The sequence below is a fragment of the Mycobacterium sp. genome (assembly GCF_032159765.1).
In the GTDB taxonomy this organism is placed as follows: domain Bacteria; phylum Actinomycetota; class Actinomycetes; order Mycobacteriales; family Mycobacteriaceae; genus Mycobacterium.
In genome coordinates this window covers 1-10671 of record NZ_JAVHWM010000158.1, presented here as the reverse complement: position 1 = coordinate 10671, position 10671 = coordinate 1, and the positions used below count along the sequence as shown (strand labels likewise).

Annotated in this window: 12 protein-coding genes; 4 read left to right on the top strand and 8 right to left on the bottom strand. The window is 65.3% G+C overall.

The window, feature by feature from the left end; genetic code table 11:
* Positions 1 to 160: 160 nt before the first annotated feature.
* Positions 161 to 835, bottom strand: a complete 675-nt coding sequence (gene purQ, locus QOH60_RS19245; RefSeq protein ID WP_526423311.1) for a phosphoribosylformylglycinamidine synthase subunit PurQ — start codon at positions 833 to 835, stop codon at positions 161 to 163.
* The gene (purS, locus tag QOH60_RS19240) at positions 832 to 1071 is read right to left on the bottom strand and encodes a phosphoribosylformylglycinamidine synthase subunit PurS (RefSeq protein ID WP_526423309.1); all 240 of its coding nucleotides are present in this window, start codon (positions 1069 to 1071) and stop codon (positions 832 to 834) included. The genes purQ and purS overlap by 4 nt, the downstream gene beginning before the upstream one ends.
* 96 nt (positions 1072 to 1167) lie before the next feature.
* Here purS and QOH60_RS19235 point away from each other — a divergent pair, with 96 nt between their 5' ends.
* Positions 1168 to 1821 (top strand): MBL fold metallo-hydrolase, encoded by a 654-nt coding sequence (locus QOH60_RS19235; RefSeq protein ID WP_526423307.1) that lies wholly within the window; start codon positions 1168 to 1170, stop codon positions 1819 to 1821.
* A 7-nt stretch (positions 1822 to 1828) separates the two neighbouring features.
* Here QOH60_RS19235 and QOH60_RS19230 read toward each other — a convergent pair whose 3' ends face one another.
* Positions 1829 to 2536 carry a DUF2334 domain-containing protein gene (locus QOH60_RS19230; RefSeq protein WP_526423305.1) on the bottom strand — a complete coding sequence of 236 codons (708 nt, stop codon included), beginning with the start codon at positions 2534 to 2536 and terminating at the stop codon, positions 1829 to 1831.
* Between the two features lie 93 nt (positions 2537 to 2629).
* On the bottom strand, positions 2630 to 3202 hold the full coding sequence (locus QOH60_RS19225; protein WP_526423303.1) for a TetR/AcrR family transcriptional regulator: 573 nt from the start codon (positions 3200 to 3202) through the stop codon (positions 2630 to 2632).
* A gap of 88 nt (positions 3203 to 3290) precedes the next feature.
* On the opposite strand from QOH60_RS19225, the gene QOH60_RS19220 reads away from it, so the two are divergent.
* The gene (locus tag QOH60_RS19220) at positions 3291 to 3737 is read left to right on the top strand and encodes a DoxX-related protein (RefSeq protein ID WP_526423301.1); all 447 of its coding nucleotides are present in this window, start codon (positions 3291 to 3293) and stop codon (positions 3735 to 3737) included.
* Here QOH60_RS19220 and QOH60_RS19215 read toward each other — a convergent pair.
* Positions 3693 to 5819 (bottom strand): S9 family peptidase, encoded by a 2127-nt coding sequence (locus QOH60_RS19215; RefSeq protein WP_526423299.1) that lies wholly within the window; start codon positions 5817 to 5819, stop codon positions 3693 to 3695. The genes QOH60_RS19220 and QOH60_RS19215 overlap by 45 nt on opposite strands.
* Positions 5816 to 6709, bottom strand: a complete 894-nt coding sequence (locus QOH60_RS19210; RefSeq protein ID WP_526423297.1) for a phosphoribosylaminoimidazolesuccinocarboxamide synthase — start codon at positions 6707 to 6709, stop codon at positions 5816 to 5818. The genes QOH60_RS19215 and QOH60_RS19210 overlap by 4 nt, the downstream gene beginning before the upstream one ends.
* A 53-nt stretch (positions 6710 to 6762) precedes the next feature.
* Between QOH60_RS19210 and QOH60_RS19205 the strand changes: the two genes are divergently transcribed.
* Positions 6763 to 7401, top strand: a complete 639-nt coding sequence (locus tag QOH60_RS19205) for a hypothetical protein (RefSeq protein ID WP_526423295.1) — start codon at positions 6763 to 6765, stop codon at positions 7399 to 7401.
* Here QOH60_RS19205 and QOH60_RS19200 read toward each other — a convergent pair.
* Positions 7395 to 8006, bottom strand: coding sequence for a TetR/AcrR family transcriptional regulator (locus QOH60_RS19200; protein ID WP_526423293.1), 612 nt, complete (start codon positions 8004 to 8006; stop codon positions 7395 to 7397). The genes QOH60_RS19205 and QOH60_RS19200 overlap by 7 nt on opposite strands.
* A gap of 323 nt (positions 8007 to 8329) precedes the next feature.
* Between QOH60_RS19200 and QOH60_RS19195 the strand changes: the two genes are divergently transcribed.
* A complete protein-coding gene (locus QOH60_RS19195) occupies positions 8330 to 10045 on the top strand; it encodes a tyrosinase family protein (protein WP_526423291.1) in 1716 nt (571 codons plus the stop codon).
* Here QOH60_RS19195 and QOH60_RS19190 read toward each other — a convergent pair.
* Positions 10042 to 10671 (bottom strand): SLAC1 family transporter (locus QOH60_RS19190; protein ID WP_526423289.1); only part of this gene is annotated, 630 nt, incomplete at its 5' end. The two genes, QOH60_RS19195 and QOH60_RS19190, sit on opposite strands and share 4 nt — an antisense overlap.

Below are 10671 nucleotides of genomic sequence, written 5' to 3'. Positions count from 1 at the left end.
GAGCGTGCGTGTCTGTTGGCGACACGCCGATCCAGGAACTGAGTTTGCGCACGCTCGCCCAGACGGCGCTGACGACGGCCTCGGCGACGAGCGTGCGCGGAATCGCCACAATCGCCGGCGTGTCGGCCGCAGACACGCACGCTCGCGCGGAAACGGAAGGCTAGGCCGCTAGGACTGAGTCCAGCGCCGAGTAGAACAAGCCGAGCCCGTCGACGGATGGGCCGGTGAGCGCCTCGGTGGCGTGCTCGGGATGGGGCATCAGGCCGACGACACGCCGGTTGGATGAGCAGATTCCGGCGATGTCGCGCATCGAGCCGTTCGGGTTGTCCCGGTAGCGGAACACCACCCGCTCCTCACCTTCGAGCTTGTCGAGCACGGCCTGGGCCGCAACATAGCGCCCCTCACCGGACTTCAGCGGCACCAGCACATCCGCGTCGGGCTCGTAGCGCGACGTCCACGCCGTCGTCGTCGACGCCACCTGCAGCCACACGTCCCGGCACACGAAGTGCAACCCCGCGTTCCGGGTGAGTGCGCCAGGCAGCAGCCCGGCCTCGCACAGCACCTGAAAACCGTTGCATATCCCCAACACTGGCATCCCGCGTCCCGCGGCCGCGATCACCTCAACCATCACGGGCGCGAACCGGGCGATGGCGCCGGCCCGCAGATAGTCCCCGTACGAGAACCCCCCTGGCACGACGACTGCGTCGACGGACTTCAGGTCGGCATCGGCGTGCCACAGGCTGACAGCTTCCGCGCCGACCGCCCTGGCCGCCCTGGCCGCGTCGACGTCGTCCAGCGTGCCCGGAAAAGTGATGATCCCGACCCGCGGGGTCACGACGGTTCCCGGCTGACGGTCCAGTCTTCGATCACGGTGTTGGCCAACAAGGACTCGGCGATCTCGGCGACCGCCGAATCGTCGACGCTGTCGTCGACCTCCAACTCAAACCTCTTGCCCTGCCGCACATCCGAGATGCCAGCATGTCCTAGCCTGCCCAACGCACCCGCGATCGCCTGTCCTTGCGGGTCGAGGATCTCAGCCTTGGGCATGACGTTCACCACCACCCGCGCCACAGGTTGCTCCTCGCTGTCGATCCGGTGAGAGTTTCTCGGAGATCACTCTACCGGCGCGGGTACCCGCGGGCGGGTTGGCAGAGCACAATCGAAGGCATGCAGTTGACGCACTTCGGCCACTCCTGTCTGCTCGCCACGTTTTCCGCCGATGACGGCGCCGACACCACGCTGCTGTTCGACCCCGGGAGTTTCTCCCACGGCTTCGAAGGCATCACCGGGCTGTCGGCCATCCTGATCACGCATCAGCATCCCGACCATGCGGATACATCCCGGTTGCCCGCTCTGGTTGACGCGAACCCGGGCGCGGCGCTCTACGCCGACCCGCAAACCGCAGCGCAACTCGGCGGACGGTGGCAGGCGGTCAACGCCGGCGACGAGCTGACCATCGGCAGCCTCCGGGTACGTGGCGGCGGCGGCGTACACGCGGTCATCCATCCGGAAATCCCTGTCATCAACAATATTTCGTACCTCATCGACGACGGCGAGCACCGTGCACGGCTGATGCATCCCGGTGACGCCCTGTACATCCCCCGCGAGCCCGTCGACGTACTCGCGCTCCCCGCTGCAGCACCGTGGATGAGGATCTCAGAGGGTGTCGAGTACCTGCGCGCGGTGAATCCCCAGCGCGCCATCCCGATTCACCAGGGCATCGTGAACCCCGTGGCCTACAACCTCTACTACCAGCGTTACGTCGAGATGGGCGGCACCGACTTCCAGGTGCTCGATGCCGAGAACGGCACCGAGTTTTAAGGAGGAGTCAGGCGGCGTCGACGAGCGACGGCCGGTCCGGCGTCCACCGGTATACCGAGGCTGTCGCGCCGTGCATCAGCGCGAGATCGATCGCGTCGATCATCGCCTGCCGAGGCCCCGGGCGCGTCAAATGCTTGGCCGACACCGCAATCCGGACGGTGCCACCTCGCCGTGCGATCCGTTCTGCGGACGACACGAGGGTGCGACACCACCAGGGTTCGGTGAGGAAACCTGCGCCGATGCCGATCACCCGGGCGCGCGCGGTGGTGTGACGGACCAGATCGGTGATGCCGGTCATCGCCGCGAGAAGGCGAAAACCATTGCGCGGCAGCGCATCGACGGTCCCCGCGGAGGCGAGCCAGCCAGGCGGGGCGAAGAGTCTGGTTCGCAAGCCGATATGTTCGAGGACTCGATCCGCGCCTTTCAGACGAAGATTGGCCTCATGCGCGGGCAGTGTGGAGAATTCGGGCAGCCGCTTCTTCGTCGCAGCGGCGTCAAACCCGTGCAAGACGATTGCATCGCCGTGTTCGCGGCGGGCACGCAGCCATTCGGAGGCGGTGCGGTCGTCCGCCAGTCGGTAGCCGCCCGCCAGCCGCGGCGCGACCAGTAACGAGATCGGCACATCCCGCGTATCCAGCGACGCGCAAAAGTCGGCTACGTCCGCAGTGGTGCGGTCCCGGATGCCCGAGACCGACACAAGGAGCTGTCCAGGCACAACTTGAGTGTGACCACTTCAGGTGTCGGATCGGTGTCATACACGCCGACGGAAGGTGTCCAAGTCCCCGTTCCAGGACTTTTGACTCCTCCTCTAGCCGTCGAACAGCATCCGCGCGATCCGATCCACCGCGGCCATCGGGTCGCCCGTGGCGACATCAGCCGGGACTGCGTGGTTGAGCCACAGCATCGCGAAGCCGTGCACCAGGGACCATGCCGCGAGCTCGGCTCCTGCCGGGTCGGCTCTCGCGTGTGGATCCTGAAGCGTCGTGACCCCACGCGACAATTCGGCGCCGGCGGCGGCCTGCGCAGCGGCCAGATCGGCATCGCCGGCATCCACCAGTGAGCGGTCGAACATCACGGCGTAGTGGCCCGGATGCTCGATCGCGAAGCGCACGTAGGCCAGCGCCGCGGCGGCGAAGTCTCCCCGCGCCGCCTCCAGCGCGTCGGCCAGGAGCGAAAAGCCCTGCGCTGCAAGGGCAGTGAACAAGCCACGGCGGTCGGTGAAGTGGTGCGCCGGCGCCGCATGGGAAACCCCGGCATTTCGGGCCAGTTCCCGCAGCGAGACCCCGTCGGCGCCGCGGTCAGCCACCAGCCGGGCAGTCTCGGCGAGGATCACCGTGCGTAGGTCGCCGTGGTGGTACTGAGGCCGCGGAGCCGCATTCATGATCCTCATCATAATCCGAGAACTTGACACTGACTAGATACCGACCTACATTATTCTTATCTTGTCATTGTCTAGATTGGAGACCGCGATGGTTCCCCTGATCGCACTTGTCGTCGTTACGCTCGCCGCTCGCGGTGGCGGATGGCTGGGCTGGGAGTACACCGCCACGTGGCCGGCGGCGGCCGCGGTCGGCCTGGCTGCGATGTTCGTCGTCACCGGCGTCGCCCATTTCGTTCAGCCGCTGAGGAGTGGCCTGGTCGCCATCGTGCCGCCCAAGCTTCCCCACCCCGGCTTGCTCGTCACGGTCACCGGCGTTCTCGAGCTGCTCGGCGCGGTCGGGTTGCTGATCCCGGCGACGCGCGTCGCCGCGGCCGTCTGTCTAGCTCTCCTGATGGTGGCGATGTTTCCCGCGAACGTGTACGCCGCTGGCGCCAAGCGCTCTGAACACGCACCCAGCACCCCACTGGTGCCGCGCACGCTGATGCAGGTGCTATTCCTGGCCGGCGCGACGCTCGTGGCAGTCGGCAGTGTCTAGCAGCCACGCGTATTGGAACGCCGCTTCTTTCCACCGCTCGTAGCGGCCGCTGATTCCGCCGTGACCGGCGCTCATCTGGGTCTTCAATAGGACAGGATGAGCGTCGGTCTTGGTATATCTCAGCGCGGCAACCCATTTCGCCGGCTCCACGTAGTAGACGCGAGTGTCGTGCAACGACGTCATCGCCAGAATTGACGGGTAATCCTTCGCTTCGACGTTCTCGTACGGCGAATACGACTTCATATAGAAGTAGACGTCCTTGTCCTCCAACGGGTTACCCCATTCATCCCACTCGGTGACCGTGAGGGGCAAAGACGGATCCAGGATCGTGGTCAGCGGATCGACGAACGGAACCTGGGCGAGAATGCCCGCGAACAGTTCGGGCGCCGCGTTCGCAACGGCACCCATGAGCAGACCGCCCGCGCTTCCGCCCATCGCCACGAGATTCTCCGGCCGGGTGATGCCGGTGTCGACGAGATGTCTTGCCGAGCTGACGAAGTCGGTGAACGTGTTCTTCTTCTTGAGCATCTTTCCGTTCTCGTACCACAGCCGGCCCAGCTCACCACCGCCGCGCACGTGGGCGATGACGAACACCATCCCGCGGTCGAGCAGCGACAGCCGGGCGATTGAGAATCGGGGGTCGTCGCACAGCTCATAGGCGCCGTAGCCGTAGATGATCGCAGGTGCGGGTAGTCGCAGATCGCCGCGATGGATGATCGACAACGGCACCTTCACCCCATCGGAAGCAACGGCCCAGTCCCGTCGTTCGACGTAGTCCTCGCGACTGTAGTCGCCGAGCACCGGCTGCTCGCGCAGCAGCGTGCGGCGCCCGGTCGCCAACTCCAGGTCGTAAATGCGCACCGGCGTCAGAAAGGACGTCGCCCCGATGCGCATCATCGGCGAATCCCAGCTCGGATTTGCGCCCAACCCCGCCGACATCAACGGCGAGTCAAACGAAATCTCCTCCGGCTGACCGTAGTTCCCGTCGGCAGTGATCGGCCATACCGAAATCCTGGGCAGCGCTTCGCGCCGGTAAGAGACCACAAGGTGGTTGGCGAATGCGTCCACTCCTTCAATCCGGACATCGTCACGATGCTCGATCAGCGTGCGCTGCGCGGTCGGGTCCTCCACCGGGGCCTCCACCAGGGTGAAGTTCACCGCGCCGTCGTCGTTGTGCACGATCAGGAATCTCTGTTCGCCGCCGACCACTGCGTGCTCCACCGAATACTCGACGCCCTCGCGACGGGGAAGGACCACCGAAAAACGCGCCCGGGGATCGGCGGCGTCGCCATATCGGACCTCCGAGGTGATCGCCGATCCCGCCGCGATCAATATGTAGGCGTCGCTGCGTGTGCGGCCGACGGCGAGCCAGAACCTCTCGTCGGGTTCGTGATTCACCATTTCCGCCGGCCCGTCCGAGCCCAACTGGTAACGCCACACCGTGTCCGGGCGCCACGCGCTGTCCACCGTCGTGTAGTACACAGTCTGACTGTCAGCCGCCCACGTCACCCCTGCCGAGATGTCCTCGATCACATCGGGATATCGTTCGCCCGTCCGTAAGTCCTTGAACCGCAGGGTATAGCGTTCATCGCCCACCACGTCAACGGAGTACGCCAGGACGTTTCCGTCGAGGCTGACACTGGCCGCGCCGAGCGAGAAGAAACTGTGACCCTCGGCTTCCTCGTTCTCGTCGAGCAGAATCTGCTCGCCGTCTATATCGGTGTGCTCGTCGAACTGCGGCGGCGACCAATCGCCGGGATCGCCTACCGGGCAACGGCATTGCACAGAGTATTGCTTGCCCTCGAAGCTTCGCCCGTAATACCACCAGCTGCCGCGACGCGTCGGTACCGAGAGATCCGTCTCCTTGGTGCGGGACTTGATCTCGTCGAAAATCGCCTGCCGCAGGGGCGCGAGATGCTCGGTCAGTGCGTCCGTGTATTCGTTTTCGGCGTCGAGATGGCCGATGACGTCGGGATTCGACTTGTCGCGGAGCCACTCGTACGGGTCGACGAAGACGTCACCGTGGTGCTCGCGCAGCAGATCGACGCGCTTGGGGCGCGGAGGCACGGGGACCGCGCTCATGCCGCCGAACCGATCCAGTCGTCGAAGCGCAGACCCGAAATACGTTCGTAGGCTTCAATATACCGCGACCGTGTGGCATCAATGATATCGGGCGGCAGCGGTGGCGGCTCGTCTCCGCTGTAGCGGTCCCAGCCGGAACCGGGGTCGGTCAGCCAGTTGCGGACGAACTGCTTGTCGAAGCTGTTCTGGCGGACACCGACCTCATACTCGTCGGCCGGCCAATACCGTGAGGAGTCCGGCGTGAGGACTTCGTCGGCAAGCACGATCTGCCCGCGCTCATCCGTGCCGAACTCAAACTTGGTGTCCGCGAGGATGATTCCGTTCCGCAGGGCGTGTTCGGCGGCCTGCCCGTAGATCCGCAACGTCGCGTCCCGCACCGCGGCGGCCTGCTGTGCGCCGACCAGCTCGACCACGTCGTCGAACGAGATGTTCTCGTCGTGGAGCCCGAGGTCGGCCTTGGTGGCCGGGGTGAACAGCGGCTCGCTGAACCTGCTGGCCTCGACCAGGCCCGGCGCGAGTTCTATCCCGCACAAGCGTCCTGTTTTCTGGTAATCGAGCAGCCCGGACCCTGTGAGGTAGCCACGGGCGACGCACTCGACCGGCAGCATCTGGAGACGCCGCACGATGAGTGCGCGCCCGAGCACGTCTTCGGGAATCCGCGGATCGTCGGGGGGGCCGGCGAGATGGTTCGGCGCGTCGACGAGATCGAAGAAGAACACGCTCATCGCAGTCAGGATGCGGCCCTTGTCCGGGATCGACGACCGCAGCACATAGTCGAATGCCGAAATCCTGTCCGTGGCGACGAACAGCAGGTGGTCGGCGTCGACCTCGTAGAGCTCGCGGACCTTGCCGCTGGCCAGGTGTGGGTAATCGGTCAGGGCGGGTCGCATCGCGTCAGCCTATCGGCATCGCGCAGTGCCCTCGTTGTGCTGGGATCGTCAGCATGATGACCCGGTATCTGCCGTACTCTAGCCGTCCGCTCCGCACGACCCTTCAAGTCCTCTGCGACCTCATCATGATCGGATGGACGTGGCTGTGGGTTCTGATCGGATTGGCGGTGCATGCCGCAGTCTCGACCATCGCGGAGGCCGGGCGAAAGGTGCAGAGCGGCGCCAACGGTGTTGCAGGCAACATGGATTCAGCCGGCGACACCGCGAGCAAAGTGCCGCTGGTGGGCGACGCGCTGAAGAAGCCGCTGACGGCGGCAGGTGACGCCGCCCGTGAGATCGCGCAGGCCGGGCACAGCATCGACTCGACCGCGACGTGGCTGGCAGTACTGCTGGCGCTGGCGGTGGCAGCTCCGCCGATTCTCGCGCTCGCGATGCCGTGGTTGTTTCTGCGGCTGCGCTTCTTGCTCCGCAAGCTGACAATCCTCGGGCTGGCCGCGACGCCGGCCGGAATCGAGCTCCTTGCGCTCAGGGCGCTCGCGAACAGGCCGCTGCGGCGGCTCGCCGCGGTCAACCCTGATCCAGTTGGCGCGTGGCGGCGGTCGGATCCGGTCACGGTGCTCGGCCTTGCCGCGCTCGAGGCGCGTTCGGCTGGAATAAGTTTCCGCGCGCTCGCGCGCAGCCAGCGCTACTGATGCCAGGAGCCAGTGAGCAATGCGGCGAACTGGCCGAAGACCGCGTCGAGCGGTTTGTCCGCCGAGCACACCGTCTCCAGAAGCAAACCCATCACCATCGCGGCGACCAGGTCGATGCTCACGGCGGTGGGTGCCTCGCTGAGTTCGCCGCGCCGGACCGCGCCCCGCAACGCCACCGCGACAAATCCGTTGATCGTGCTCGTGATGTCATGCGATGCAGGCCATTGCCCGGGATGTCGTTTGACGTCCGCGGCGGCGCTGACCAGAAACGAAGCTAGGGGGATGTCGTCGGACAGCGTCTCGACGAAGCAGAGCAGTTGCCGGACGAACGTCGGGGCTGCCAGCGCCCGCTCCATGAGATCGCGCATCGCTCGATCGGCGGAAATCAGAAGTTCCTCGTAGAGATTTCGTTTGCTGTGGAAGTGGTAGATCAGCGCAGGCCGGGTGACACCGACCCGGCTGGCGATGCCCTTCAAAGTGGTCGCGTTGTAGCCGTGCTGGCTGAAGACCTCTCGGGCTGCGCGCAGAAGCTCTCGGCGAGATACCAATCCCTGGGCCGGGGGACGGCCGGGACCTCGCACGCCGGTCAATCTTCCGTCGGACACGTAGCCTCGTCTGCCTGGGCGTCGTATCCGGCGACAAACCGTCGACGACGCCCCATTGGTGGGTCTGATCAGTGACGCGCATCCCGGTGGTGAGTACCCCTGCAGCCCTCGGAAACTCGCCTGGATCCCTAAAAAGACTCTGAGGGTACGGCGGCTTCGCAGATGATTGCCGAGCCGGTCGAATTAGCTGTGGGCCAACGCCATTGCGCGCTGGCGCAAAAGTGGCTCTGCGACGCGGCTGCACTGATAGCGTTTCGTCACGGCTCCCGCGGGTCTGTCGGCCCGCACGACCCGTTGCCGACATCGACTGAAGGGGTTGGCATATGGCAATCGGTAGACGCACGTTCTTCATGGCCGCAACGGCTCTGGCGGCGGCTGTGGTCGCCGCCTGCACGAGGGGCCAGAACGGAGGGCCGGCACCCGCTGCCCCATCGTTGCGCGTCCGGCGGTCACTCCAGGAGCTGCAAAACGACTACGCCTTGGGCAACAAGAAGCCCCTGGAGGATTTGTGGCGGGCATGGGCCCACATCAAGGAACTTCCCGCCGGAGACCCGCGTTCGTTCTTCACCCTCGCCGGCTATCACGGTGAGCCATTCCGCGGTCAAGGCGCCTCCGAGGCCCAATACTGGGGCGGCTACTGCCATCACGGCAACGTGCTGTTCCCCACCTGGCACCGCGTCTATTTGCTCAAGCTCGAAGACGCGCTGCGCAGTGTGCCCGGCTGTGAGAACGTCACGCTGCCCTACTGGGATGAGACCAGCGCGGATTCCCTCGCCCACGGCGCGCCGTGGGCGTTGACTTGGCGAACCGTCGAACTCGACGGCAAAACGATTCCGAATCCGTTGCGCTCCTTCATATTCACTGCCGATGTTGTTGACAGCATCGGAGGCCAGGACTCTATCTACAGCAAGCCGAAGGGATATGAGACCGTCCGCTACCCGCTATCGGGTCTTGTCGGGACGCAGGAGTACCGCGACAAGACGGCGAACCACAACGCCCAGTTTCCCGACTACGACTACAACGTCGCGCTGCTGAACAAGAACATCACCGATTGGCTGGCCGGAACGATCAAACTCGAGGGCAAGCCGGCGAAAAGAGGCCAGGTGGCCGACCAATATCGCGCGTGCCTGGACGCGCCCAACTACACCGTCTTTTCTAACCGGACCTCGGCCTCACAGTGGAACAAAGACACCGGCGTGAAGCCGCCGATCGTGGCAATCGAGCAGCCGCACGACGGCATTCACCTGTCCATTGGCGGGTTCGATCTTCCCGACTTTCCGGGATTGCCCGGCGGTAAGCTCTCACCGATTCCCGGCGCCAACGCCGACATGGGCGAAAATGACACGGCGGCAATGGATCCCATATTCTTCTTCCACCACTGCTTCGTCGACCGGGTGTTCTGGCTCTGGCAGAAGCGGCACGGCATGAAGATGGACATCATCCCCGGCTATGCCGGCACCGACCCTTTTCAGAACCCTTCCCAAGGCCCCTCAGCCGACCTCGATCCGAACCAGCCGCTGGATATGAACACGCCTCTGCTGCCGTTCACGAAGGCCGACGGCACGCCCTACACATCGATGGACTGTGTCGACATCGAAGCGCAGATGGGGGTCACCTACAGCAGCGGCTCTCTTGAGGACCTGTCGCCGCCGCCAGTCGCCGGGCAGCCGCCGGCCACAGCCCCGGTACCTGCGGATACCAAGGTAGTGGCCGTCTCGGGGATCGACCGTTCACAGCACCGTGGCTCGTTTCTGGTCTCGCTCTTCGCCAACGTCGGCGGCGAGCGTGTCCATGTGGGCACCCAGGCCATCCTGAGCCGCTGGAACGTCGAGGGCTGTGCGAACTGCCAGACGCACCTGCAGGCCCACGCCTACTTCAGTGTCCCCCCGGCCGGCACCGGGGTGCTGACGAGCGCCGCACGGGGATCGCTTGGGGCAGTGAGCGACTACGACGTCGAGATCACCACCCGCAACGGAGCCTCGCCGGCGCCGTCAGGTGAGACCGCGCCCGCGGCGGCGCTTCGCGTCGCTGTCCATTAGGGATTCTGAGCACTCCAAATCAAGACGACCGTGGCAGCGAGCGCAACCGCTGCCCAGGACACGAGGGCAAGCCAGAAGAACGTCAGCGACACTGTCGCGAACGGCTGCCACTTGGTCTCCTTCAGCATGGCGAAGGTCGCGGTGGAATACATGCCGAGCGGGAAGACCATGGCCCACCATGCCCCGGAAAACCGCCACCGGAAGTGGCGCAGAGTCACGTACACGAGCACCGGGATCCACAGGGTGGCGACCACCCACGTCACCACTGTCGCCGTGCGCAACTCATGGACGAGCCAGTCGCGCGACAACACGGTCAGTGCCGCCCGGTTGAGGCGATCGCCCGCCAAAGTCGCAATTGCCAAGCCGCCCATCAGGATCCAGCTGTCCGGCCGCCAGATCTCGTCATCTGGGGCGGCGGCAGCCCGCCAGACGATCAGCCAGGTCGCCAGGCAGTACACAGCGAGGGCGAGGAGAAACATCGCGATACCGAGGGTGAGCAGCGCTCGGCTGCGCGTGAGGAGGACCAACTGAGCCGTGAGGATCGCCAGCCCCGATGGGGCGATGCTCGTCAGCTCCCACACGCCGTGCGCACGGTCGCGCAGACCGGTCCACCGGTATCGCCACAT

What these genes read in the sequence shown, in the direction of transcription:
- QOH60_RS19205 (WP_526423295.1), top strand. Translation starts at nt 6,763, where the DNA reads ATGATGACCCGGTATCTGCCGTACTCTAGCCGTCCGCTCCGCACGACC.
- QOH60_RS19215 (WP_526423299.1), bottom strand. Translation starts at nt 5,819, where the DNA reads ATGAGCGCGGTCCCCGTGCCTCCGCGCCCCAAGCGCGTCGATCTGCTG.
- QOH60_RS19235 (WP_526423307.1), top strand. Translation starts at nt 1,168, where the DNA reads ATGCAGTTGACGCACTTCGGCCACTCCTGTCTGCTCGCCACGTTTTCC.
- QOH60_RS19195 (WP_526423291.1), top strand. Translation starts at nt 8,330, where the DNA reads ATGGCAATCGGTAGACGCACGTTCTTCATGGCCGCAACGGCTCTGGCG.
- QOH60_RS19225 (WP_526423303.1), bottom strand. Translation starts at nt 3,202, where the DNA reads ATGAATGCGGCTCCGCGGCCTCAGTACCACCACGGCGACCTACGCACG.
- QOH60_RS19220 (WP_526423301.1), top strand. Translation starts at nt 3,291, where the DNA reads ATGGTTCCCCTGATCGCACTTGTCGTCGTTACGCTCGCCGCTCGCGGT.
- QOH60_RS19210 (WP_526423297.1), bottom strand. Translation starts at nt 6,709, where the DNA reads ATGCGACCCGCCCTGACCGATTACCCACACCTGGCCAGCGGCAAGGTC.